This window comes from Bacillus sp. TH13, assembly GCF_016651175.1.
GTDB lineage: Bacteria > Bacillota > Bacilli > Bacillales > Bacillaceae_G > Bacillus_A > Bacillus_A thuringiensis_S.
In genome coordinates this window covers 4,452,654-4,478,385 of record NZ_JAEKEJ010000025.1, presented here as the reverse complement: position 1 = coordinate 4,478,385, position 25,732 = coordinate 4,452,654, and the positions used below count along the sequence as shown (strand labels likewise).

The window sequence follows — 25,732 nt, the reverse complement described above, 5'->3', positions numbered from 1 at the left end:
ATGATAAGTGGAGATTATCCCCACTTATTAAACATTCATTTTATTCTCGATTTACATATAGAATAAGTACAATAATCATTCCACTTAAAATAGTCGTAACAATAGAATAAGAATAAAGAATCATACAAATTGGTAAACAAGCAATCGTAATTAGTCCTGGCTTCGTAAATCCTTTAAATATTAAATAAAATACAATAAAAATGCCTATGAGGGTAAGCGCTATCAAATAATCAAATGCGATTAATCCTCCAATAAATGTTGAAATACCTTTACCGCCCTTACCTTTAAATAAAACTGGGTAAATATGTCCAATAATAACGGCCAATAATGTTAACATTACGAATGTAGGATCTTCAAAAAGATATTTTGCAACAGTAACAACGATTGCCCCTTTAATCGCATCACCTAAAAATGTAGCGATGAAATACCCTTTTCCATATACGCGCCCCATATTTCTTGCACCAGGATTTCCGCTTCCTTCACCCCTAATATCAACGTTATGTCTCAATTTTGTTACTATATAAGCGGTCAAGATGTTTCCAATTAAATAAGAAGCCACCAAATATAAAAACTGCATACTATTAATCATGTAATCATTCACTTTCTACATGGGATTACATATACAATATTCAATTACTACGTATATTGTACGTTTTAACATACATCCCTTTATACATTTTAACATCATATTTTTACAAATCATACAAAAATTCTCATACGCTATTTTTAAAAATATATATCCCTCATTAAATAATATGTTCCTTTCACTGCCATTTCTGCTTGTGATACAAATATAATTTCTTTCATACTTTCTTCACAGCATTTCTTAAATACAGCAAATATTTCAGGAACTAAACGCAATATACTGCCACTTACTGCAATTGGCGTTGAGTGCTTAAAGTTTAACTTGTTATAAACATTTACTGTAATCCTTCCTAATTCCTTTCCAGCTTGCATTATAATTTCATGTGCATCATCATTTCCATTTCTCGCTTCCTGAATAACTAATGGCGCGATTGCTGCAATTTTATCTTTAGAAGAAGTATATACTAAGCTTTTTATATGAGACGGTGTCAAAAGTTGAAACTGCCTTTGAATATTCAAACTCAATGGACAAAGACTGATTCCTTGATCAAATTGAATTGCCATTTTCTTTAAAGATTGTAATGCAATCCAATATCCACTTCCTTCATCACCTAAAATATGTCCCCATCCACCACTATACTCGTACACTTTCCCTTTCTTTCCAAGACAAATCGCACCTGTACCACCAATTGTTAAAATTCCGTCCTTCCCTTTTAAAGTAGCTGCATGTGCGATCATTGCGTCATTGAATACTTCAATTGGTGTTCCATACTTCTTTTTTAGACGTAATGTTAATTCATTTGTATTTGCTCCACTTACACCCGCTAATCCTAAACAAATACAAACGCAATCCCCCTTTAATAACCCTTTCTGGCATTGATCAATCGCTTCCATAATATGCACAAGAGCTTCTTCAAAATCTATTAATATATTTCCAAATCCACTTGTAGCTCTTGCAAATTCGTTACCGTCTTTATCAAATGCAATTGCTTCTGTCTTCGTTCCCCCGCCATCTACTCCAATCATATACTTCATATATTCGCCTCATTCTCTTCAAATTGGAGGGAATGTTATATTCCCTAAAACTACAGATTGCTTTGCACCTGTTGCGCTCGGCACATTACTCGGATTACGATGATACGTTTCGTTTGCTAAAATCGCAAAGGCGATCGCTTCTTTCGCCGCTGAGGAATAGCCTAAATCTTCTTGAGTAAATATTTTGCATTTTTCTTCCTTTAATCCAAATCGTATCATTTCAACAAGTGTACGATTATAACTTCCGCCCCCGCCTAAAATTACTTCATCGATTTCATAATACGGAAAAATAAATTCCTGATAATGATGAACAATTGAACTTGCTGTAAACATCGTGACAGTTGCCAATATATTTTCTCTACTATGCTTTTCAAATCGATTCAATAATTCAGTCACAAACGCTTCTCCAAACTGTTCTCTACCTGTTGATTTTGGTGGTTTCACGTTCAAAAATGGATGGTTCATACAATAAGTCAAAATTTCATCTACAACTACTCCCTGTTTTGCAATCTTACCATTTTGATCATATGACAACTGAAATAACCTTTGACATACTTCATCAATTATCATATTCCCTGGTCCAGTATCAAAAGCAATAACACTCTCATTACTTCGTTTACTTGGAACCACTGTAACATTACCAATCCCGCCAATATTTTGTAGTAGTCTATTTTTAGTTTGATGCCGATATAAAATAATCTCTGAATATGGTACAAGTGGTGCACCTTGTCCCCCTGCCGCCATGTCCATCGTTCGGAAATTCGAGATAACTGTCGTGTTCGTTTCATATGCTATTACTGCTGGTTCCCCAATTTGCAATGTTGAAAAAATAATATTCCCTTCTTGCTTTGGCTGATGATAAATCGTTTGTCCGTGAGAGCCTATTAAATCTAATTGTCTCAAAGGAAAATTGGCCTCTTTACAAACTTCCTTTACAGCATTGGCGAAGCATAAACCAAGTTTAAAATTTAAACTACATATAAGTTGGACATTCGAAGTTTCAATTGATAACGCTTGTTGGATCTCATTTTTCATATCATTACAAAATGGAACAGTAGTAAAATGGATGAGTTCGATTTTAGAATCTACACCACTTCCTTCTATATGAACGAGCGCTACATCTATTCCATCTAATGAAGTACCAGACATTACCCCTGCAATATACATAACGTGCATGACCTCCTATTTACTAAAAGACAATCATGTAAGTAACTGACGTACAACCAATCGAAAACAATATAAATCTAAAAAACAACTGAGCTTTCGATGCAAACGACCCATCAATGAAAGAAACAACTACCGTAAGCAAAATGCTTGCCGCAATGCTTGTAACGAGCCAGATACTATGCATTTGTGATAGATTTAGCATACCTAATAAAGGGACAAAAAGTAAATTTGCACAAATCACTCCAAATAATAATAAAAATACACCTTTATAACTAAATTTTATATTCATTCTATTTCCCCCTTTCTTGTTTTAATGTGAAAGAAGTGATAGACAAAAAGTCTATCACTCAAAATAACAGCATGCAGATTAAGGATTAACAGATTCCCCGTCACCATTCTTTTCAATTTCAAGCATATTTTTGTCGTACATTTTAAAGAATGGTAGATAAATAAGGAACGATATTGCTATATTTATAAAAACTAATACAATCGCACGCCAATCTCCACCTGTTGCTAAATAAGCACCAATTGGAGCAGGTAATGTCCATGGCGGCATAATATGCGTTGGTGTTACAAACCCCATCGCTGTTGCAGCATAAGCTATAGTAGCTGTTACTAACGGTGTAATGACGAAAGGAATAATTAAAATTGGATTTAATACAATCGGCAAACCGAATATAACCGGTTCATTTATATTAAAAACCCCCGGAACAATACACGTTCTCGATAATGCTTTCGAATATTTTGATCGACCAAATACGATCATAGCTAACACAAGCCCTAATGTTGCGCCCGAACCACCAATCCAAATAAACCATTGATAAAACGGTTCTGGTGCAATAAACGGAAAATGACTCGCTCCACTTGCTACAGCTTCACCGTTCTTTCCTAAATACACATCCCAAAGCGGCCTTGCCACAGTACCTACAACTGATACTCCGTGTATCCCGAAAGACCAGAAAAACGTAATTAAAAATACAGGTATAATAACGCCAAAGTAACTATCACCAGCTTTTACTAACGGTGCGGCTAGTTTATCTACAACGTAATGTAAATCAACTTTAAAAACGACTGTGATAAGACTCATAATAATAATAACGAATGCTGCAGGTATAAGTGCTTCAAATGAACGTGATACTGACGGTGGTACTTGTTCTGGCATTTTTATCGTTACGTTATTCTTCTTACAAAATCTTAAAATCTCAACTGATAAAATAGAGACAATCATCGTCACAAATAATCCATGACCTCCGAGGTTTGTCATTGGAAGCATGAATCCTTTTTTATCAATTAACTCAGGCGTTAATGTTAAAAGTAGTGAACATACCGCGAGCTGTGCTCCTGATAAAGCATCTAATTTATAACTTTTCGCTAAATTATATCCTATTCCAAATGCGATATATAAGGACATAATAAACATGGTTAAACGATATGGTATCAATATACTTGTTTGATTCTTTAATGCCCAAACTGATATGAAACTATCTTTCGGCAGTGGTGGAAATGCTACTATTAAAAAGAAGCTTCCTACTATAATAAATGGTAACGCCGAAATAACTCCATCACGGATTGCTTGTAGATGCCTCTGCTCAGAAAGCCTTGCCATCGGGCCAGATAAGTTTTTATCAAGAAACGTGACAAACTTATTCATAACGCTTCCCCCTAACTGATTAATTCATTTACAGTTTTTAATAAAGTCGGGCCTCCAAGCGGCGTGTATGCTTGCGGTGGAATGATGCCACACGGAATAAATTCCTCCTCTGCAAATTTTTTTACAGAGTCAAATCGGTGTCTTATTTGAGGTGCCACCATTACGACATCCCAGCCATTCTTTACTTCTTCCTCTACCTCATTCGTTCCAATTGCATGCACTTCCATGTTCAAACCATTTTTCTCCGCTTCTTTTTTTAAAGCGTTTACAACAATTGCACTGGACATTCCTCCAGAACAGACAAACAAAACTTTCATTTATTAATCCTCCTATACTTATAATTTATTACCCTTCAAATGAAAGGAAGTTTCACTTTACTAACAAGCATATGAAGTAGTAAATGAATTTAGTTATAATGAAAGTAAATTTCATTAAAAATATTTTTCCTATTAAATTAATGTTTCAATGTGTAATTTTCTCTATTGCAAGGCCAACCTCACCTCAGATATTATTTTAAATAATCATATGATAGGGAGGCGTATAAATGATCGTTAAACGTTTATTAATGATATGTTGTATCGTCATCTTGTTCATCCCTTTCTCTTTCATTTCCCCTCACTCTACTTATGCTAAAGTAAATACTACGTACAAAAAACATGAATTACGTGCTGTATGGATCGCATCAGTTCTGAATATTGATTGGCCCACAAAAACTGGCTTACCTATTGAAAAGCAGAAACAAGAATTTATAAGATTATTAGACGATGTAAAAAGCACTGGTATGAATGCAGTTGTTGTACAAATTAAACCAACAGCTGATGCTTTCTATCCCTCAAATTACGGTCCTTGGTCTGAATACATTACGGGTACACAAGGAAAAGACCCCGGATACGATCCACTTGCATTTATGATTGAAGAAGCACACAAAAGAAATATAGAATTCCACGCATGGATTAATCCATACCGAATAACGATGAATCACACTGATATAAATCGATTATCAAATAATCACCCTGCAAGGCAACACCCCAATTGGGTTGTACCTTATGGCGGAAAGTTATATTACAATCCCGGTATTCCAGAAGTGAAAAAATTTATAACAGAAGGTGCTTTAGAAATCGTACAAAATTACGATATTGATGCGCTGCATATGGATGATTATTTTTACCCATATAAAGTAGCCGGTGAAGAATTTCCAGATCAGAAAACATACGAAACATATAATAACGGTAAATTTACAAATATAGAAGATTGGCGACGTAACAATGTAAATGAACTTGTAAAAGATTTAAATACTGCTATAAAACAAGAAAAATCATACGTAAAGTTTGGCATTAGTCCGTTCGGTGTATGGCGAAATATAGCTGACGATCCGACTGGTTCTAACACAACCGCAGGCCAAAGAAACTATGATGACCTTTATGCTGACACACGTGAGTGGATACAAAAAGGATATATTGACTACATTACACCGCAAATATATTGGAATATAGGTTTCACCCCAGCTGCATATGACATATTAGTAGATTGGTGGGTTAAAGAAACAAATAACAAACCGATTCACCTATACATCGGTCAAGCGGCCTATAAAATTAATAATAACTCCGTCCCTGCTTGGTCTGATCCAGAAGAATATCCAAGACAAATTACATTAAACCGGCTATATCCTGAAATAAAAGGTAGTATGCATTTTAGCTTAAAAGATATTAATAACAATCCACTTGGAGTTAAAGATAGACTCTCAAAAGACATATATATACATCCTGCATTAATCCCGCCTATGCCTTGGATTGATCATGATCCACCAAAACAACCGACATTAAAAGGTGCCATTCCAAGAAATGAAGGTATTGCAATCGGTATCATTGATAATAGAGATAATGATTCTGCTTATTACGCTATTTACCGCGCGAATGGGCAAAATGAAGTGGATATACAAAATCCTAAAAATTTACTTACTACTGTAAGAAAAACAAAACTTGGAGAAATTTATGTAGATAAAACCGTTATTTCTGGAGAAATGTATACGTATGTCGTAACTGCAGTTGATCGATTGCATAATGAAAGTGTGGCTTCTATTCATACTACCGTTAGAGCAAAATAAAATCTCATAACAAAAAGCGCCTTAAAGCTGTGATACTTAGCTTTTAAGGCGCTTTTTGTTATTTATTCTTAAACTTCTCAGTCGCTGCTCTCATCTTCACATTTAAATCGTGATCAATTGAGTCGCGAATATCTCGCTCTACTACTTCCATTTCTTTTTTGAAATTTTCCAAGTAGATTTTCAATTCTTCTTCCTTCTCTGGTCTTTGTGAAGGTGGTAATTGTACTACCAACGATAACATGGCCGTTAAATCTTTCATTAAGAACGTTTCAAGTTTATGTTGTTGTTCAAACATGCGTTGCTCTTGATAGTACGGAAGTGCATTTAATACTGAAATTGTAATATCATCAACCGTTCTTTGTAATGAAGGATTTATTGAGCGTTTATACGCTTGAATTGTATTTAATGCGTCTGGATAACGGTCATAAAAATACAATTTATAAAATGATAAGTCTGTCGGTTTTACTGTTTGCTGCGTTTCTTGTCTTAAGAAATCTTTCACTTTCATCGCAGCCACATCAATATCTTCATTCGTAAGCTTTTTCGTTGTTTTTGCCATTACATGCACTTTTTTCTGCTTTTCTTTCGGTAACATCGAGAAGACTTGTTCTCTCGTACGTTGACCAGATGTACAAAATAGAGTATTTAATGTATTTTGTTCTTTCTTCCCTTCGGTGCGAATCCAGCGATAAAACAGTGGGTGTTGTGTAAATTCTTGTAGAAACGGTATTGATTTATTTGATAACTTATCTAAAGAATCTTGCGCTTTTTTATATGGCTTCGTCCATGAAAAATACAGTTTCCGTCCGAAATATACGACTAAAACAACAACAGTAAATGCTATTAAAAGCAATGTACCGAGTAGTAATAGCACTGTTTGAATGAAACTCATTTGTTCACCTCCTCTAATAATCCGTTATTTCCTTGGACGCTGAATGAGTTTCTGCTTCATCTCATCATTAAATGTGTCTAGTTCAATAACAAACTTCTTACTTGACTCAATAATACGTTCTGACGATTTTTCAGATGCCTCAATTGCAGCGAACACATTTTGGAATGATTCACGTAATTTATCCATGCTAATAGCAGGATTCTCAAGCAATTTCGTCGTTTCTTCTGTATTTTGTTTTAACGCTTGAGAATTACTTAACACCATCGATTCAATTGCTTCATTCGTCGCATTTACGGCATCAATTGTTTTACGTTGATTCGTTAATGCTAGCTGAATAGCAGCTGAAACTGTTACAACGTTTTGCGTCATCGTAATGGCATTACGTATTGCCTCTGTTAATTTTTCATTATTTTTCTTAATGATGTCTACAGAAGCTATAGATTGTAATAATACACTTTTCGCTTGCTGCATATTACGTGTACGTACAAGTATCTTTTCTAATGCATCGTTAATTAACGGAATATCCCTTTGACGCTCTGGGTTTTGTTTTTCAGCTTCAAGCATGCCAGCAAGCTTTTTCCCTAAGTATACTTGTTTATCAAGAGCATGAATTTTATCGTGCGATTGTTCTTTTAACATTTCAAGACCAACTGTATCCTCTTGTAAGTTATCACGACCAATTAGGAGGGATCTAATAATTTCCTCGATTTGTTTATCTATAGATTGGTATTTATGCACGTATGTTTCAAGTGGATTTTTCTTGAATACTTTAAACATTATTTTCTTCATACCACTTGCTTTAAGTGAATTGGGATCAAGCTCTGATACCACTTTTCGTAATTCTAATAATGTATTTGGAATTTCTTCATTTTTCCCATTCATCATCGCTGTTACAGGGCGTTTTAAAGCTGATAACGTTTGTCCTGCTGCTTGTTGCTCTTTATCCCCTAAATCTCCTAGCTGAGACAATACTTTTGATAAATCAGTATTTTGCTCGCTATTTAACTTTTGTACATAAAGATCAGCTTCTTTATTTAGTTCCTCTAATTCTTCATCTTTTATAACTGTATCAACTACTACTTCTACATTATTATCTTTCACAATGGATACAGGTTCTTTTTTCTCGAGTTCAGTCAACAAAATCGCTCCTTTATTTATATGTGCGAATTTATATGCACTATATTTCATCAATTATATCGTATTTCATATACATTCTGACTGCTTGAAATCGATTTTTTTAGAAATGTCTGTTAATGCAGTCATTCCCTGTTTCTTACTATAAGTATACCTGTAATCAACATAATTTTCCTCAGACTTAAGACCTAGAGAACTACATGCTGAAGGCGGATTCTTCATATATTTCCTAAATAATTTACGTTCTTTCAATCGTGCTACACTCAATCTTTTGACATTCACCCGTTTTCAATGTGATAATTCTATTACGCTCACTTTTATTTATTTTTGCGAGCTACAAATGCTCCCTTTTGAAACGCTAATAACAACGTTTCAAACGTATCATCTTCTTCAATCATTTTTATAAACTCACCTAATTCACTCGCATGAGAAGTTGCATTATCAACAACAAGAAAACCTTTTGGTTGTAACATACGTTTTATATGCTCAAACCACCACATGTATTGCGTACGCTCTGAATCTAGGAAAATAAAATCAAATGAATGATCTAATTGCGAATCTAAAAATGCCCCGGCTTCTTGATTATGAATATCGATTCTTTGTAACAGGTTTGCCTTTTCAAAATTGACAAGTGCCTCTCCAACTCGTTCTGAAGAAAGCTCTACAGTCGTTACATTTCCATTTGTTTCTTCTACCGCATTAGCTAGCCACAATGTAGAATAACCATTAGAAGTTCCAATTTCTAAGATGTTTTTTGCATTACACCCTTTTACTAAAATTGATAAAAATTGCCCCATCTCACGAGAAACATTCCGTAATTTTTCTTCCCTTGTTTTTTTATTTCGATCATGCTCTTCTCCATATTGTTCAAGTTGCAATAATAATGAATCTACTGTATCCATTCTTTTCATCGCCTTTCCAAGCAATATGATGAAAAAGCTCTTGCTGCCCGTCTACTTTTTATTATATGCGAAACAAAAACCTTTTTCCTGTTATATGACAAAGATTTATAATTTTTTATAGCATATTGTTTCGTTTTTTGGTAAAGTTAATTTCTACGTGCAATTATTCCATTCATATTATTTCATATTAAAATTGCAGTTATTAAATTATATAAACCCCATTTAAATGAATCGGTATTTCAAATTCAATTAAGCGCCCTTTTCGGACGCATTTTCTTTGTTTATATATTTCCAGAAGAAAGGATGCTTACAAATGAACGTGATTAGCTTAGATGCTGCTCGAAAACGAAAGCAGCATAAAAAATTAATGATTACTATACCGATTATTACACGTATTTATGAAGAAGACGGGGAAATTAAATTTGAGGTAGCTGGCGAAAAAGATGTACCTCTTGAAATGTTAGAAAAATAATAAAAAACGCATTTCTGAAGAAATGCGCTTTTTTATATTTTTACATTTAAATGCATAAGTTTTTCAGGATTAACCATCATATAAAGATTTGAAATTTTCTCATCCTCAAATGCAAACGAAAGAACATAAGTTACTTTATTATTTATTGTAACTATAACTCCCGGTATACCATTTACCATTTTGAAATCAACGGTGTACTCTTCTGTCAATCGTTGTGCAATCCCAAAGAACAAACGTATAATTCGATCCGCAGAATAAATCGGATTAATCGCAGTCGTAACTTTACCACCACCATCAGCTTTGAGTATAGCATCTGTTTTTAATACTTCTAACATACCTTCCGCATCCCCACACTGTAATGATGATACAAACTTTTCAACATAAGAAGCCATTTTCTCCCTGCTTAATTTTGATTGCTTCGGTTTCTCCAAAATGCTTTTTCGTGCACGTTGAAAGATCTTCCTGCAGTTCACACTACTCTTATCAACAATTGAAGCTATTTCTTCGTATTCATAACTGAAAACCTCTCTTAATATGAAAACAATCCTTTCCACCTCAGATAGTTGTTGTAAAAGTAATAAATATGCGGTGGAAAGGGATTCTTTCATTATAAATGACTTTGATGGCTCATTACTCTCTTCTACAAGTGGCTCTGGTAACCACATCCCTACATACACGTTACGTTTATGCACTGCCGATCGTAATTTATCAATTGAACGATTTGTCGCCATCTTACATAAATATGCTTTCATATTTTCTATAGATTGAGGATTTTCTATATTATTTAGCGAGATGAATACATCCTGAACGATATCCTCAGCATCCATAACACTCCCAAGGATTCTGTATGCTAACGAAAATAATAATGGTTGATACGCTTCATATAACTGCTCCGTTTCCATGATGAACTGCCTCACTTTCATGTTGCTTTAAAATGTGTAACGCTGCACGTTTCCCGCTTACTACCGCAGCATCAGCTAATATTTCATCATGCCCTGCCCAATCTCCTGCAACATAAACACCTGGCATTTCAGGTATATTTGGGCCCGGTTTTTCAACACGGTCAATATGAGGAAAATCATGTACTACTATTATTTTCGGTAAATATTGCTGTGCAACAATTTCTCTTTTCCAATTTGGATGTAACAACTCCATCGTACTTTCCAACTGTTCTTTATCTTCATGAATATGATTCATCGCTAGCACTGGATTATGGTACTTAATTAGACTCACTGCAATTGATCCATCTTCACTTAACTTAGCTGCTCTTGATTGATTTGTGAAAAATATAGGTTGATCTAATCCTAATACAAATTGATGTGTAGGATTGGGTAATTGTCTCAAGCCAATATCTAATGCAGCAACAGTAACCGGTACCGATTGTTCACTCCATCTATGCAAACTTGTTCCTTCTGCACCTTTTATTATTTTACAAGCTTCTTTCGGCGGAGTCGTCACGATGACTGTATCTACTTCAAAAACCTCATCATCAACACAATGTATTCTTTGTTTATCTTCGTAATGCTCTATTTCCAAAACATGCTTTTTAGCCAAAAATTGCACCCCGACATCATTCGCTAAATCTCTTAATTTTGTTATTATCGTTTCCCAACCACCATCTACATAAAGCACTCCTTCTTTTATAGAAAGCTGTATTTGCTTTAGTACAGATGATGCTAATTGTATTGTAGGAGCAAACGTATATGTTGTTGTCCGGCATAGCGCATAAAATATATTGCGAACCATTGGATCTTTTATTTCATTTTCTGCCCATGTAGTTAGACTCATTTTTGGAACTTCTCCTACATCTAAATTTCCTAAACGAATCATAAGACGTGAGAATTGTACTTTTGCAGACCACGAAAGTAGTGGCGTTGATAAAATTGAGCGAAAATCTGTTGGGATGGTGAATATATCCCCTTTCCATATACCATGTGCTTTTGTAGATGGTATTCCACCTGGAAGATTCATACCGAGCTCATTAAAAGTTATAAACGCTGCCCCGCCTCTATATAAAGCATGTGCACCAAGATTCATGCAGATTCCATTTTTATTTATAGTCATCCCTCGGCCACCGAATTGACTGGACTTTTCTAATACAATTACTTTCCTTCCAGCTTTCGCTAAATATATAGATGCTGTTAATCCAGCAAGCCCACCGCCAACAATTGCTATATCAAATGTATTCATAATAAAATCCCTCCTTATCGTTCTACATACAAGACGAACGATTAAGGAGGGATGTGACATGAAAATAAATTTTTATTACCCTACTATATTTCATTACTTTTTAATTCGGTCATATTGCATACGAAATAACTCAATTGCAAACGGAATATCCTCTTCACTCTTTATATAATAACTAATCCATCCTGATTCAGGTAATACGTGATGTGGTTTTACCAATCCCTGCTTCACTAATTCATCTCGCTTTAACTTCGGAAATGGTAAATCAGCTAATTTATCACCATGAAGATGGCCAAGTTCTTTCTTACCATAATTTATTTCAATACCACCAAATCGATGCGGTTTTTCAGAAACACCCGCCCAGCTGAGTACTTCATTTCTAATCATTTCACTAAATGACATGAACATTCACTCCTTATAAATGATTGATGTAATTTTAAGTTAACATTTTCATTACTTTTTTCCATCAATCCAAAGTATGAATGGGAATACGAATATAGTTTAATCTTAATACCTTATTCTTTATGGAATAAGTGAATTTATTAAGCTATCGACAACAGCACAAAACAAAGACTAGACACATATCCTAATTTTGTAACCTAACTTACCTATAGAAAGGCGGGTAATACAATTGACTGCCAACATCGACTATACCTCCCCCTCAACTAATTTTACTTATGATGTAAATAAAAGTAATTTTTTTCGGAAAGATGCCCAAAATTATATAAATGTACTTGGCATTAAACAATTAAATACTTTAGAAAATACTTCTTTATTAGATATTTATTTAAGTACAGGAAATGTTGTAGAACCACATATTCATCAAAATGCAGCTGAACTTGTTTATTGTATTTCAGGGTCTGCTGTTGTTTCTTTACTTAATCCATTTACGAATCAAATATTAAACTTACCGATAAAACCGGGGCAAGTTGCCAACATTCCACAAGCGTGGTGGCATTATGAAATTGCTACAGCAGATAATACTCATTTATTAGCTATTTTCAATGCCCCAGCGCCAGAAGTTATTTTCGGTTCTGACATTTTAAGATTAACTCCGGCTCATATGATGGCCCATACTTACTGCCTCAATGAACAGCAATGGAAACAAGCGGTTTCTCCTATTCAATCAACTACTGTAATTGGTCCTCCGGCAAACTGCAATCAAAACCGTGAAATGAAAAATTATCCAACCCACCCCCTCACTCAACAGCCTAATCCCTATCGCCAAGATTCTTATTACTTTCCTCTGTACTGGGGTTATTAATTTGTGAATTTTCAAAACATTAATCATTTATCTCCTAGGAAAATACCGAGGAGATTTTTTTATTGTATCTTCTCTTCCTATTAATAATAGTAACAATTGATAGTGTACATACATATAATATTTATATATTAAATTGGAGGTGATAGTACTATGAGTAATTATAACTATCGAAAAAACTACTCTTATAATAAAAATAGTAGCTCTTCAGCATCCTCTCAATCTTCCAATTCCCAATCTTCCAATTCCCAATCGCAAAGAGACTTAGCCGAGCAAGGCTATGTAAAGAAAAAAGGATGTAACTGCAATAAAAATAAATAGTTTATTTTATGGATGAATTCTTTAAAGAATTCATCTTTTTTTGCTGATCAGGAATTTTTTAAATTACATAACTTATTCTTTAAATTAAGAAAGGGTACATTATACTTTTTTATACGAACTTAACAAAGAGTAATTTTTCAATTAATTTATTACTTATTTCCCCAAAAAATATAGTCCTTCCTAAATTTATTAGGAAGGACTATATACAAACCCCTGTTTAATTTCCTACTAAACATTGTAACAAATTAAACGATATTAATACCTGCACTTACAAATCCAGCAACTGCAGCTATTGGACTTGCTGCTGTTAATGAAACGTATAATAATACTTTATCCCCGGCTGCTACTGGAATAGCTTCAGCTATGATCCCTGATGCTGTAGAACCAATCGCTATTGCGGCAAATGCTGGTGTTAATAATAGAGGTGCGCCTTGTACTGTAAACGTATTACTTGCTGCAGGTGCAGTTAATATTTGTATCTGCACTTGAACAGGTGATAGTGGAGCTAATGCAGCTGTTGCACTAAAGAAACCTGCTAATGAAGTAATAGTTCCTGCTCGTGGTGCTACAAATGCATAATCACCTATACCTAATGCTAATGTGATACTTGTTCCACCAGTTAAAGCTACACCAGGCTGACTAAATCCAAATCCAAGAAGAGTTCCTGTATTAGCTATTAACGCGTTAACTAACGCAGATGGTGTTGTACCGGAAGCAAACGGAATAATAGCTCCGCCACCAGTCGCACCAGTTGCTCCTGTTAAGCCCGTTGCTCCTGTTGGGCCTGTTGCTCCTGTTGGACCTGTTGGACCTGTTGCTCCTGTTGGACCTGTCGCTCCTGTTGGACCTGTCGCTCCTGTTAAACCTGTTGCTCCTGTTAAACCTGTTGCTCCTGTTAAACCTGTTGCTCCTGTTAAACCTGTTAAACCTGTTGCTCCCGTTGGGCCTGTTGCTCCCGTTGGGCCTGTTGCTCCTGTTACTCCACCAGTACCTGCTGGACCTGTCGCTCCTGTTGGGCCTGTTGCTCCTGTTGCTCCCGTTGCTCCCGTTGCTCCCGTTGGACCTGCTCCGGTTCCTGCTGGACCTGTTGGACCTGTTGGACCTGTTGGACCTGTCGCCCCTGGAGTAGCATTGATTAATTGAATTAATAAATTAAAAGAAGTTGTAAAGTTGCAGAATCAACATTTGAGTTGCAGGATATAGGGATAAGATCTAAAGCGAAGAAGAATTGTGCAAGGGCGCTATAAAATTGTTGCAATAATGTTGACAATTGTCCTAAATTAGGTGCTGGAGATTGTAATAAAACTATAATACTTTGAGTTAATTGTTTCAAAAAATTAACTTCTGGAGAAGGTAATAAGGAATTTAAGAAAATTAAAAATTGATTAAATAAATCGAGTAACACTAATCTGTTTGCATTACTTGGATTTGCAAAAAATGCTGAAATAGCTGATACTAATGAATTTAGTAAAGTAATTAATTGACTTAATTGTTCTCTAGTAATAGGAACTGACTGTGGATTTTTACAACAATCTGCTGAAAAAACAATCGGATTGCAGTTATTATGATCAAAACAATCATTATGTTTCATTTATTTCCTCCTTACTTTTCTTATAGTTGAGTGTTTTCCTATTCTAAGTACTATAAAAGATGCGATTGAAAAAAGTAGTTAAGTTATATGTTTCTCTTAAAATAGGAAACATGAATTATAATCAAACTTGAAAACGTAATTTAATTATGTTCATGACTCACATATTAATTATATGTTTTTAATAATTGACTGCTTAGATTAAATACCTAAACTTAAGAGTTTATTTTATTTTTCCACGTTTATCTCTTAGGTCCAAAGACACATTTTAATTTGAATACAAAAACCGAATTTACGATTAACATATACTCCCCAAGTAACAACATCATTTTTTCATATAAATAAAGAACATTTCTTTACTAAAATTGGGCTCACCTTATAAAGGTGAAGCCGTTTCTATTATAAAAAACTCTCATACAATATAGTGGACAAGTTATTTTATACTTCGTTCTAATAAAATATTGTAAGGAGTGAAAATTAATTGCCTATCATTCAACCATTTATGGCATCTAGAAGATTTACATCTACACTAGGAGCCGGCACAGGTACAGGTGCAGCTTTTGCAATTGCTGCCACAGCTTGTTTAAACGATGCGGGTACTACTGCAACCGCTTTTCCGACTTTCACGTATTACAACTTATATGTGAACGGTATTCTTCAACCAAGCGTGAACTCCAGTGTTACTACTGGTCCTACTGGTGCTATTACAATTCCTGGTGGGGATGCATTAGACGGCGGAATTCCAATTACAATTGAATTTATCGTCACTTAATGTTAAACAATGTAATTCAGAACAAAAAAGACAGATTCCTTTTTTCATTAAGAATCTGTCTTTTTTAATTAATAATAATAAATTGTAAAATAATTGAAGAACCTTGCGATGGTGGTTGGTTATCCAATAAAGTTAGTTTACCAGTACTAACTTCATAGAGTGGTTGTGGTTGCAAAATTCCATTGATAAACAAATTTATATATGAAACCTCACTAGGTGATAGTATATTCGTTGTACCATATTGAGCTATGCCATCTGCATCTGTATATATAAGTTTCTCTCCATCTGAAAAAGTGTAATATAACAAATTAGTTGTAGTTATGGGGCCAATCCCCCCAGTAGGACCTGTTGCTCCCGTTTCTCCTGTTGCTCCCGTTGCTCCCGTTACACCCGTTTCTCCTGTTGCTCCCGTTGCTCCCGTTTCTCCTGTTGCTCCCGTTGTTCCTATTGCTCCCGTTGCTCCCGTTGCTCCTGTTGCTCCTGTTGCTCCTGTTGCTCCTGTTGTTCCTGTTGTTCCTGTTGTTCCTGTTGTTCCTGTTGTTCCTGTTGGAATATATATTGGTGGAAGAGCTGGAAATGTAGGACCAATATTCTCAGGTTCTATCTTACCTTTATTTATTGATAATTTATCATTCCGCTTCAATTTAATACCTCATTCCACATATTTTTAATTAACTTACATAAGTATGAGTCTATTATTAAGGAATACTTTCATAACTATTCTTTTTTCTTTCCAAATGATTCATACATTTATTAAACATTTTACCGTTGCTTTAACTACTACTATTAATATAATAAAATGATAGTTCCATTCCAAAAACACGAAACTTATTGCACTCTAATTTAAAAATGAGGTGATTTAAATTCAAGATAAAAATGAAAAAAGAATAGAAGAACTAGTATCAATGGCTCTTGAAATTATTCTTCCATACAGACTTACTGGACCTACCGGAAGTACTGGGTCAATAGTTACAACAAACTCTATGTTCGCTAATAATACATTAGGTGGTCCCATCTCTGTGATATTAGGTGTAACTAATATTCCTCTTTCTAATAACCAAAGCCTCGGTAATTTTACAGTTAACGCCTCAAACGATATATTTACAATCCCTGTAACCGGAAGATATTATTTAACCTATCAAGTTAATACGACCACTGCTCTACTCGCTGGAACAAGACTACTATTAAACGCTTCTACTCCACTTCCTGGTTCTATTTTTTCTCCCGCTATATCAACTTCAAATTATAACAATAATTTAATTACTAATTTAATTGCCGGTAATACAATTTCACTTCAATTATTCGGCGTATTATCCATCGTTAATTTGGTTGGAAGTGGTTCAACAGGTGCCTCTCTAACAATTATACGAATCGATTAAAAAATGATTCATTCTTTTTCTAATAAACATTATTAAATACTAAGTCTGTCATAATAAGAACCTCCCCATTATTTCATAAAAGTGATGGTGCATTAAAGAACAAATTGCACTATATTTATAGTAGAAACTATCTATACTAAATTTTCCGTATATATATTATCAATTTACACTGACTTCCACCGATGTTACATTAAATATGAAGATAGTTTCTCTTTTACGAACCATCTCAATACGTATTTGAGAAACATACTCCAATCCTATACGCGAGAGCAATACTATGTTGACACTCAGATGAGTGTCTTTTTTTGTGAGTGATAAAAAATAAAAACCATCTCTTATAGATGGTTTTATCTTTTATTACTATAAATGCACACTTATGCAGTTGGATAATAAATTGTCATGCTTAATCGAGTCAAAGATTCCCCTAAATTATGATAAGAGTGTGATCTATCGGCCTTAAAACGAATTGAATCTCCACTATTTAATGTATATTGACAGTTATTCACTTCTACTGTCAATTCACCTTCAAATACCGTAATAAATTCTTCTGCGCCTTCTTTATGCCCTTCTGAACTTAATTTCCCTTCTGTTTCTATTTCTACTGTATACATTTCAAAATGTCTATCATCTTGAAAAGGAAAAGAAGGATACACTTTATATTTTCCATTGTCTTCAGACAATGCTTGAATATCTTTTCTTAAGATCACTTTCGTATCAGGCTGAGGATTGTTGATTAAAGAGGTAAAAGAAACTTTCAAACCATTTGCAATCTTCCATATTGTTGTTAGTGTCGGGCTTGATTCTCCTCTTTCAATTTGTCCAATCATCGTTTTACTCACACCTGTTAATTGGGAAACTTTTTCCAAACTTATTTTTTCTTTTTCTCGTATAGTTTTTAAATTTTTCGCCAGTATAAGTTGAATTTCTTCCATAAAAAACACTCCCACACTATATACAATATAACGACCGTTATGTATAATAAAAAGCACTCGTTATATTGTTCTTTTCGGTCATTATAACACACACAAATAATTAGGGGGTTTTCAAATGCCTATATTTTCTTTTTTATTATTTGTTTTTATAAGTAGCTTCACACCCGGCCCTAACAATTTTTTAGCGATGACATACGCAAATCAACACGGATTAAAAAGGAGCATGAAGTTTTGCTTCGGAGTAGCTTTTGGTTTTTTCATCCTCACTTCTTTATGTAGTTTCTTTAATGTTGTACTACTTAATATCTTACCCATAATCGAATTCCCTTTAAAAATTTTAGGTGTAGCGTATATGTTATATTTAGCTATTAAAATACTTACTAGTAAAAGCAGTACGAATCCCGTTGAAAAAGATAATAAAAACTTATTCACTGTGGGGATTTCTCTTCAATTCGTTAATCCTAAAGGGATATTATTCGGACTGACTGTAGTATCGACTTTCATAATCCCTTACTACAATTCATATTCAAGTTTTATACTTTTTTCATTATTTTTAGGTGTAGTCGGTTTAATGAGTACATTTAGTTGGAGTTTATTTGGTTCAATATTCCAAAAATTATTAGTGAAACATAACCAATTATTTAACATCATTATGGCCGTTTTATTAGTTTTCAGTGCCGTTTCAATCGTTATACACTAATTCGATGCTCATTTTAGATTTTGCACTTTTTAATACCACTCTTCATCAATCAGACTACTTTATATACTAATCCATCCACATACCCTATATGTTTTAAAACTTTTAAGAGGAAACCTTCTAACAATAGGTTTCCTTCCATATCATATTAAATAAGAAGCAGGTTAAATACGGAGGTGATTTTGATTAAGACTACTTTAATTTCTCATTTTTACAATGAAGAATATTTACTTCCATGGTGGTTAATGCACCATACAAAGCTATTTGATCACGGCATTCTTATTAACCGTGGATCCACTGATCGGTCAGTTGAAATCTGTAAAATATTCGCTCCTAATTGGGAAATACGAAACTCAAAATCACTCGAATTTGATGCTTATTTAGTTGATCAAGAAGTTATGGAAATTGAAAGAGAACTTACAGGATGGAAAATGGTATTAAATACGACAGAATTCCTATGCTGTTATAATAAAGAACAATTTTTCAAATCACTTAACACTATGGGCGGCAATATGTTTTCAATAAGAATGATTATGATGATTGATGAACCGACTCATGGCTACACTAATCCAAGATATAGTTCTCCGCTTGTTAAACAACGTTATCACGGCATAATAATTCAACCTAATCCAAATCAACTATATCTTAACGGTAGATTAATTCACAATAATTCGCACGGGAACTATAGAGTCGGGAGACATGGTTCGCATTATCCTTATAGCATTTACATAGGACCTGCTTTTATTTTTAAATTTTTTTATAGTCCATGGAACGATGCAATGAAAAAACGAAAATTACAAATTGGGCCAACTCTTTCTCAACATAGTGTACGACGCGGATTAGGTTCTCATCACTTAACAACAATTGAAAAATTAGAAACAAAATACAAATTCTATGCAACTTTAACTACGGACCTCCGGTTATTCCCAGAATACCAAATTATATTTCCCGACCTTTATCCTTAATGTCATGAATATTTAGTTTCCACATCCATCCGTTTTTTTAATCTACCTACCCCAACTAACTACTTTTCTCTAGTAGAAATCTGAGCTGGGACTCTTGCTGCACGCAGATTCCTCTTATTTAATCTCGTATCACCAGCCTATAATCTTTCATACCATTTCATTAAGCACCTGATGTTGGATCAGAAATAAAAAATGGTAATTCCTTTGGGGAATTTTCAACTCTAGATTATATACCTTCTAAAACAAAGAACTCAAATAATAGAACCAAAACAAATGTTTTAAGTTATGGTTATGGTTATGGTTTTATTTTTACTTATTATTCACTTTAAAATCTTCTTATAATAATATTGAAAAATACGGTATAATATAAGTTACTGTTCTTCGGGAGGGTTATAATGTCTGATAAGTATAAAATTTTCATTCTTATTGTTGCCATATTTTTTTCTTTCTTTTCCTTAATAAAAGATTTCCGCAACACTTCAAAAAGTTTCTTTTGGGGTAGCTTTGTAATTCTTACAAGCTTCATAATACTTTTAACACTCGCTTTAGATTCAACTCAAATACTCCTATATTCAACGCAAATAGTGCTTGAGATTATTACAATACCACGTAAACTCTTTCTACCATCTGTCACTGAAGCCGCTAGTATTTACTAACAAAGCATTTTAATTTTCTTATGCATGCCAAAATATATTTTGGCAAATTTGACACACATTTATATCAAACAAGCATATTTTATTGTATAGTGACTATCTAATAATACAAATTTTTATAAGATTTTTTTATTTCCAATTAAAAATCTACAACATTCTAAAATAGTATGCACATAATATCCTCGATTCCTTTTTTCAACATGAAACTTGTCTCAGAGCGCCATTAACAGCGCTCTTTATCTTTAAATAAGGGCTATATTAAAAATTAACCCCTACAGTCACGATAGCAATTTATTATTCCCAAAATAAATTGCATTAATAATATAGAAATGAAATACCTATAAAAATTATTACTTTACTATTTCTTTAAACATGCTAGTGAGGTGATTTTGATAGATTATCCAAACAAAGATATGTTCATTAACTTTTCACTTTTAGATATTAACCGTATTATTCTCCCACATTCTCCTACTGGAGCTACGGGCGCTACTGGCTCCACTGGTTCTACCGGTTCCACTGGCGCTACTGGCTCTACTGGTCCCACTGGCTCTACCGGGCCTACTGGCTCTACCGGTTCTACTGGCTCTACCGGCCCTACTGCCTCCACTGGCTCTACCGGGCCTACTGGTCCCACTGGCTCTACCGGTTCCACTGGTTCTACCGGTTCCACTGGACCTACTGGCTCTACCGGTTCCACTGGACCTACTGGTTCTACCGGTTCCACTGGACCTACTGGTTCTACCGGTTCCACTGGACCTACTGGTTCTACTGGACATACCGGCTCTACCGGGCCTACCGGGGCGGCTAGTGTAGGATTAACAAACTATCTATATGTTTTTGATACTACTAACCAATCAATCGCAGTGGGAAGTAGTGTTACTTTTAACACAAATGGACCTATAACAGGAACTGCCCTTAGTCACATCACAGGTACTGGAAATATTATAATTAATACACTAGGAACATATGTAGCAGAGTTTCAATTACAAGCTTCTCGCGAAAACCAATACTCCTTTGCACTTAATGGTACACCAATTCCAGGTGGACGTTTTGGTACGGGGTCACCCCATACAATCAATCAAGGTACTGCTGCTTTTACCGTAACAATTGTTCCTTCAACATTGACTTTAATAAATAACACCTCTTCAGCAGGTACTATCACTCTCTCAAATAGTGATGGTGGCTCTTTAACAAATGTATCTGCAAGTATAAGTATTTTTCAGGTCGGATAATTAATTTGGTTAGAAAAGTGATTCATAAAATTTACAAATATAAAAAATGAGGCTTCTCTTTTCTAGAGAAACCTCATTTTTTATATTAAATTTTAAACTGACTCGTATACAAATCAAAATAAAACCCTTTATCTTCCATGAGAGATTCATGATTCCCTCTTTCTAAAATTCTTCCATCCTTTATAACAAGGATTTGATCTGCTTTTTCAATTGTTTTAAGTCGATGAGCGATCACAAAACTTGTGCGACCTCTCATTAAATTATTTAGTCCTGCTTGTATTTGTAATTCTGTTCTTGTGTCAATATTAGATGTCGCTTCATCGAGAATTAATATATCTGCATCTGCTAAGATTGCTCGTGCAATCGCAAGAAGTTGTTTTTGTCCTTGACTTAAATTCGATCCTTCTGAAGCAATTTCTGTTTCATATTGATTTGGCAAATGCTTAATAAAAGAATGTGCAGATGCTGCCTTAGCTGCAGTGATGACTTCTTCATCACTAGCATCTAAGCGTCCATAACGTATATTATCCATAATCGAACCTGCAAATAAATACGTATCCTGTAAAACTACTCCTATTTTACTTCGTAAAGAATTAATATCATAATCTTTTATATCTTTTCCATCAATATGAATTTGTCCTTGCTGTATATCGTAAAAACGAGTTAACAAATTAATGATTGTTGTTTTCCCTGATCCAGTCGGACCAACTAAAGCAATTGTCTCTCCTGGCTGCGCTTTAAGACTTACTTCTTTTAAAATCGTTTTATTTTCTGCGTAGCCAAATGAAACATTCTCAAGTACAACATGCCCTTGTAAATTTTGTACAACAAATGCGTCTTTTTTATTTTGAATTTCTGGTACCTCATCCATAATCTCAAAAACACGTTCTCCACCAGCAACTGCCGCTTGAATTGTATTCATTAAAGTCGCAAATTGACTTAGCGGTCTTGAGAATTGACGAGAATAATTAATAAAAGCCGCAATAACTCCTACTGTTGTCATTCCGTTTAAGACCATAACTGATCCAGTCCCAATGACAAGCCCCATACCTAAGTTATTAATAAAGTTCATACTTGGAAAAATAAAAGCTGAAAATGTATCAGCCTTCGTAGCTGAAACTCTTAGCTGTTCATTAATTTTATTGAAATTTTGTACAGTTTCTTTTTCTTTTCCGTACAACGTTGTAACATCCGCACCTGTAATTGCTTCCTCAATAAATCCATTTAATTCACCTAAATCTTTTTGACGCTTCGCAAAGTTTTTCCCACTATATGCAACTAGTTTTTTTGTAACGTAAAACATAATAGGTACTGTAATTAAAGTTACAATTGCTAAAATCCAATTTAAGGCGAACATCGCAATCGTTACACCTATAAAAGTTAATGCTGATGAAATAATTTGTACAACACTTTGTGTCAAAGCTTGGTTCAAATTATCTATATCATTTGTCACACGGCTCATTAAATCACCTTGAGAACGTACATCAAAGAAACGTAAAGAAAGCGTTTGGATTTTCTCAAAAATATCTTGTCGTATTTTTTGAATTGTTTTTAATGCAACGTTAATCATGACAAACGTTTGTAACCATGTTAAAAGTACCGTTACACCATAAATCGCGATAAGTAACATACACATTCTTGCTGTACCACTTAAATCTTTCGGTACAATATATTGATCTATAATGACTCCCATAAAATATGGACCTAATAATCCAAGTAATGTAGTAACAACTACTAGAAATATAACAAACATAAGAGCAGCTTTTTGATAGCCCATATAATTCCATATCCGCATTACAGTTCCTTGAGCATTTTTAGTTTTCCCCATCTTTGGCGTGTTTCTTCCACCTTTATTAGCAAATTGTCCTTGAAAATTACGCATGTTCTTCCCCACCTTCTTTATACAAATTACCACCTTGGGAAAGATAAATTTCCTGATAAACTTCACTTTGTTCTAACAATTGTTCATGTGTACCATTGCCAACTAATTCACCATTATCTAATACAAGTATTTTATCCGCATCCATTATGGAAGAAATTTTGGACGCAATTAATAAAGTCGTTGTGCCTTTATATTTTGTTTTTAAAGCTGTTTGAATGGTAGCCTCTGATTTCGCATCAACTGCTGATGTAGAATCATCTAATATTAGAATCGGTGGTTTTCTCACAAGTGCTCTTGCAATTGATACACGTTGTTTTTGTCCACCTGATAGATTTGTTGCACCTTGTGTTAAATTATATTGATAAGATTCTTCCAGCTTATTGATAAACTCAGTCGCACAAGCTGATGCAGCTGCTACTTCCAGCTCATCATGTGTTGCATCTTCTTTACCATACCGTAAATTCTCTTCTATACTACCTGAGAACAACAACGCCTTCTGAGGTACAAAGCCTATTGAAGCACGGAGTTTTTGCAAATCATATGTTTTAACATCTATTCCATCTATACATATTTCACCTTGATCCACATCATATAGACGTGGTAACAGTTTCGCTAAGGTTGATTTACCACTTCCAGTCGATCCAATAATCCCTACTTTTTCACCTTTTTGTATGCTAAACGAAATATCTTTCAAAACGTATTCATTATTTTTCGTATAGCTATAACTAACATTTTTAAATTCTATATTCCCCTCGATTTTCTCAGGTTCAATCGCATTCGCTTCGCTTATAATATCAACTTCAGTATTTAACACTTGCTTTACACGATCCGCAGATGGAAAAGCTCGCGCAATTTGAATAAATACCATGCTAATCGACATAAGTGACATTAAAATGATATTCAAGTAATTAATAAATGCCAAAATCGCTCCTACTTGAAGTGTTCCATTGAATACTTTTTCTCCACCAATCCATAATGTTGCGACAATCCCACCACTTACAACTAGCATAATGATTGGCATCATTAAAGAAATAAGTTGCACAGCTCGAATATTTATCTTCGTTAAATTTGTATTTACATTTCCAAATTGAGCGATTTCATATTTTTGTCTTACATACGCTTTTATAACACGCACACCAGATAAATTTTCTTGTAACTTTGTATTCACTTTATCTAATGCCTCTTGCACCTTTTTAAATGTACCACTTGCTTTACTTGCAATTAAAATAATTGCAAGTAATAAAATTGGAACAACTACAAGTAATATTGGAAATAACTCTCGCGCTGTTACAAAAACAATAATTATACTTCCGATAAATAAAAGTGGACCACGAACGAGAACACGTAATGTCATCGTCATTGCCGATTGAATAGAAGTGATATCATTCGTCACAATCGTTAATAATTTACCTGTTCCAAATGAATCACGATTATTACTAGAAAATGTTTCTATTTTCGCAAACACATCTTTTCTTATGTCTGTAGCGAAATTAACAGCTGCTTTTGTAGAATACATCATACACCCAAGCCCTCCAACTAAACCGAGTGCTGCTGCCCCTATCATAAGAAGCCCCATTTTTATTACATAATTTAAATCCCGATTTGCAATCCCAACATCAATGATATGTTGCATAATAGTCGGTTGAATTAAGTCCATCGCAACCTCAAGTACCATAAATAGCGGTCCAATAATAGCGAAGAACATGTATGGTTTTAAATACTGTAATAACTTACGAAATGATTTCATACATAATCTCCTTTTCCCATGAAATTACCACTGAATAATTCATATCCCTCCTTATTTAAGCGATATATTTTGTAATTTCTTCATTACTTCTATTATATTATGTAAATTAATATTTAACATCATTAAATGATAAGCATTAATGACTTTCTGGTCAATAAATGTGCTTTATAGTAT

The 25,732-nt window shown here is 34.2% G+C and carries 25 protein-coding genes and 1 pseudogene; 9 read left to right on the top strand and 17 right to left on the bottom strand.

Going from position 1 to position 25,732, the window contains the following annotated elements:
- Nucleotides 1-40: 40 nt before the first annotated feature.
- The 6 genes from plsY to JFU02_RS31440 all read right to left on the bottom strand — a co-directional run bounded on the left by plsY (nucleotide 41) and on the right by JFU02_RS31440 (nucleotide 4,755).
- Complete coding sequence (gene plsY, locus JFU02_RS31465) at nucleotides 41-589, bottom strand: glycerol-3-phosphate 1-O-acyltransferase PlsY (RefSeq protein WP_000610879.1); 549 nt, start codon at nucleotides 587-589, stop codon at nucleotides 41-43.
- A gap of 137 nt (nucleotides 590-726) precedes the next feature.
- Nucleotides 727-1,620: a BadF/BadG/BcrA/BcrD ATPase family protein gene (locus tag JFU02_RS31460; protein ID WP_086406713.1), complete on the bottom strand. Its 894-nt coding sequence runs from the start codon at nucleotides 1,618-1,620 to the stop codon at nucleotides 727-729.
- 18 nt (nucleotides 1,621-1,638) lie between these two features.
- Nucleotides 1,639-2,787, bottom strand: a complete 1,149-nt coding sequence (anmK, locus tag JFU02_RS31455) for an anhydro-N-acetylmuramic acid kinase AnmK (protein WP_000274961.1) — start codon at nucleotides 2,785-2,787, stop codon at nucleotides 1,639-1,641.
- Nucleotides 2,788-2,809: 22 nt separating this feature from the next.
- Nucleotides 2,810-3,076 carry a hypothetical protein gene (locus JFU02_RS31450; RefSeq protein WP_001021961.1) on the bottom strand — a complete coding sequence of 89 codons (267 nt, stop codon included), beginning with the start codon at nucleotides 3,074-3,076 and terminating at the stop codon, nucleotides 2,810-2,812.
- A gap of 78 nt (nucleotides 3,077-3,154) precedes the next feature.
- Nucleotides 3,155-4,438 (bottom strand): PTS sugar transporter subunit IIC, encoded by a 1,284-nt coding sequence (locus tag JFU02_RS31445; RefSeq protein WP_086406711.1) that lies wholly within the window; start codon nucleotides 4,436-4,438, stop codon nucleotides 3,155-3,157.
- An 11-nt stretch (nucleotides 4,439-4,449) separates the two neighbouring features.
- Nucleotides 4,450-4,755 carry a PTS sugar transporter subunit IIB gene (locus JFU02_RS31440; protein WP_201072119.1) on the bottom strand — a complete coding sequence of 102 codons (306 nt, stop codon included), beginning with the start codon at nucleotides 4,753-4,755 and terminating at the stop codon, nucleotides 4,450-4,452.
- 227 nt (nucleotides 4,756-4,982) lie between these two features.
- Between JFU02_RS31440 and JFU02_RS31435 the strand changes: the two genes are divergently transcribed.
- The gene (locus tag JFU02_RS31435; RefSeq protein WP_061665832.1) at nucleotides 4,983-6,542 is read left to right on the top strand and encodes a glycoside hydrolase family 10-like protein; all 1,560 of its coding nucleotides are present in this window, start codon (nucleotides 4,983-4,985) and stop codon (nucleotides 6,540-6,542) included.
- Nucleotides 6,543-6,600: 58 nt separating this feature from the next.
- Here the strand turns inward: JFU02_RS31435 and JFU02_RS31430 are convergent, their stop codons facing one another.
- The 3 genes from JFU02_RS31430 to JFU02_RS31420 form a co-directional block, all read right to left on the bottom strand.
- Nucleotides 6,601-7,434, bottom strand: a complete 834-nt coding sequence (locus JFU02_RS31430) for a DUF3974 domain-containing protein (RefSeq protein ID WP_000008363.1) — start codon at nucleotides 7,432-7,434, stop codon at nucleotides 6,601-6,603.
- A gap of 24 nt (nucleotides 7,435-7,458) precedes the next feature.
- Nucleotides 7,459-8,571 (bottom strand): toxic anion resistance protein, encoded by a 1,113-nt coding sequence (locus JFU02_RS31425; protein ID WP_000137407.1) that lies wholly within the window; start codon nucleotides 8,569-8,571, stop codon nucleotides 7,459-7,461.
- A 314-nt stretch (nucleotides 8,572-8,885) separates the two neighbouring features.
- Nucleotides 8,886-9,479 carry an O-methyltransferase gene (locus JFU02_RS31420; protein WP_042973306.1) on the bottom strand — a complete coding sequence of 198 codons (594 nt, stop codon included), beginning with the start codon at nucleotides 9,477-9,479 and terminating at the stop codon, nucleotides 8,886-8,888.
- 304 nt (nucleotides 9,480-9,783) lie between these two features.
- On the opposite strand from JFU02_RS31420, the gene JFU02_RS31415 reads away from it, so the two are divergent.
- Entirely contained in the window at nucleotides 9,784-9,942 is a 159-nt protein-coding gene (locus JFU02_RS31415) for a hypothetical protein (RefSeq protein WP_001100984.1), read from the top strand.
- A 32-nt stretch (nucleotides 9,943-9,974) separates the two neighbouring features.
- On the opposite strand, the gene JFU02_RS31410 is transcribed toward JFU02_RS31415, so the two are convergent.
- The 3 genes from JFU02_RS31410 to JFU02_RS31400 all read right to left on the bottom strand — a co-directional run bounded on the left by JFU02_RS31410 (nucleotide 9,975) and on the right by JFU02_RS31400 (nucleotide 12,531).
- Entirely contained in the window at nucleotides 9,975-10,844 is an 870-nt protein-coding gene (locus JFU02_RS31410; RefSeq protein ID WP_201072117.1) for a sigma-70 family RNA polymerase sigma factor, read from the bottom strand.
- The gene (locus JFU02_RS31405) at nucleotides 10,822-12,132 is read right to left on the bottom strand and encodes a phytoene desaturase family protein (RefSeq protein ID WP_001091193.1); all 1,311 of its coding nucleotides are present in this window, start codon (nucleotides 12,130-12,132) and stop codon (nucleotides 10,822-10,824) included. The genes JFU02_RS31410 and JFU02_RS31405 overlap by 23 nt, the downstream gene beginning before the upstream one ends.
- 93 nt (nucleotides 12,133-12,225) lie before the next feature.
- Complete coding sequence (locus JFU02_RS31400) at nucleotides 12,226-12,531, bottom strand: luciferase domain-containing protein (protein ID WP_000010317.1); 306 nt, start codon at nucleotides 12,529-12,531, stop codon at nucleotides 12,226-12,228.
- 229 nt (nucleotides 12,532-12,760) lie between these two features.
- On the opposite strand from JFU02_RS31400, the gene JFU02_RS31395 reads away from it, so the two are divergent.
- Nucleotides 12,761-13,393, top strand: coding sequence for a cupin domain-containing protein (locus JFU02_RS31395; protein WP_000126319.1), 633 nt, complete (start codon nucleotides 12,761-12,763; stop codon nucleotides 13,391-13,393).
- Between the two features lie 563 nt (nucleotides 13,394-13,956).
- On the opposite strand, the pseudogene JFU02_RS31390 reads toward JFU02_RS31395, so the two are convergent.
- Nucleotides 13,957-15,302 (bottom strand): annotated as a pseudogene (locus JFU02_RS31390) (exosporium glycoprotein BclB-related protein).
- Between the two features lie 478 nt (nucleotides 15,303-15,780).
- On the opposite strand from JFU02_RS31390, the gene JFU02_RS31385 reads away from it, so the two are divergent.
- Entirely contained in the window at nucleotides 15,781-16,071 is a 291-nt protein-coding gene (locus JFU02_RS31385) for a DUF4183 domain-containing protein (protein WP_001121647.1), read from the top strand.
- A 64-nt stretch (nucleotides 16,072-16,135) separates the two neighbouring features.
- Here JFU02_RS31385 and JFU02_RS31380 read toward each other — a convergent pair whose 3' ends face one another.
- Nucleotides 16,136-16,714: a DUF4183 domain-containing protein gene (locus JFU02_RS31380; protein WP_201072115.1), complete on the bottom strand. Its 579-nt coding sequence runs from the start codon at nucleotides 16,712-16,714 to the stop codon at nucleotides 16,136-16,138.
- Nucleotides 16,715-16,934: 220 nt separating this feature from the next.
- On the opposite strand from JFU02_RS31380, the gene JFU02_RS31375 reads away from it, so the two are divergent.
- Nucleotides 16,935-17,450: a BclA C-terminal domain-containing protein gene (locus tag JFU02_RS31375; protein ID WP_042972465.1), complete on the top strand. Its 516-nt coding sequence runs from the start codon at nucleotides 16,935-16,937 to the stop codon at nucleotides 17,448-17,450.
- 374 nt (nucleotides 17,451-17,824) lie between these two features.
- Here the strand turns inward: JFU02_RS31375 and JFU02_RS31370 are convergent, their stop codons facing one another.
- Nucleotides 17,825-18,439, bottom strand: coding sequence for a helix-turn-helix domain-containing protein (locus JFU02_RS31370; protein ID WP_116365417.1), 615 nt, complete (start codon nucleotides 18,437-18,439; stop codon nucleotides 17,825-17,827).
- A 58-nt stretch (nucleotides 18,440-18,497) separates the two neighbouring features.
- Between JFU02_RS31370 and JFU02_RS31365 the strand changes: the two genes are divergently transcribed.
- The 4 genes from JFU02_RS31365 (at nucleotide 18,498) to JFU02_RS32865 (ending at nucleotide 21,929) form a co-directional block, all read left to right on the top strand.
- On the top strand, nucleotides 18,498-19,082 hold the full coding sequence (locus tag JFU02_RS31365) for a LysE family transporter (protein ID WP_001121283.1): 585 nt from the start codon (nucleotides 18,498-18,500) through the stop codon (nucleotides 19,080-19,082).
- A 179-nt stretch (nucleotides 19,083-19,261) separates the two neighbouring features.
- Nucleotides 19,262-20,044 (top strand): glycosyltransferase family 2 protein, encoded by a 783-nt coding sequence (locus JFU02_RS31360; protein WP_000598278.1) that lies wholly within the window; start codon nucleotides 19,262-19,264, stop codon nucleotides 20,042-20,044.
- Nucleotides 20,045-20,439: 395 nt separating this feature from the next.
- Nucleotides 20,440-20,700: a hypothetical protein gene (locus tag JFU02_RS31355; RefSeq protein WP_001281128.1), complete on the top strand. Its 261-nt coding sequence runs from the start codon at nucleotides 20,440-20,442 to the stop codon at nucleotides 20,698-20,700.
- 386 nt (nucleotides 20,701-21,086) lie between these two features.
- Nucleotides 21,087-21,929, top strand: coding sequence for a collagen-like protein (locus tag JFU02_RS32865; RefSeq protein WP_481748756.1), 843 nt, complete (start codon nucleotides 21,087-21,089; stop codon nucleotides 21,927-21,929).
- An 85-nt stretch (nucleotides 21,930-22,014) separates the two neighbouring features.
- On the opposite strand, the gene JFU02_RS31345 is transcribed toward JFU02_RS32865, so the two are convergent.
- Together JFU02_RS31345 and JFU02_RS31340 are read right to left on the bottom strand one after the other, a co-directional pair.
- Nucleotides 22,015-23,811 carry an ABC transporter ATP-binding protein gene (locus JFU02_RS31345; RefSeq protein WP_061666752.1) on the bottom strand — a complete coding sequence of 599 codons (1,797 nt, stop codon included), beginning with the start codon at nucleotides 23,809-23,811 and terminating at the stop codon, nucleotides 22,015-22,017.
- A complete protein-coding gene (locus tag JFU02_RS31340) occupies nucleotides 23,804-25,558 on the bottom strand; it encodes an ABC transporter ATP-binding protein (RefSeq protein ID WP_061666753.1) in 1,755 nt (584 codons plus the stop codon). Before JFU02_RS31340 ends, JFU02_RS31345 begins: the two co-directional genes overlap by 8 nt.
- Nucleotides 25,559-25,732 lie beyond the last annotated feature (174 nt).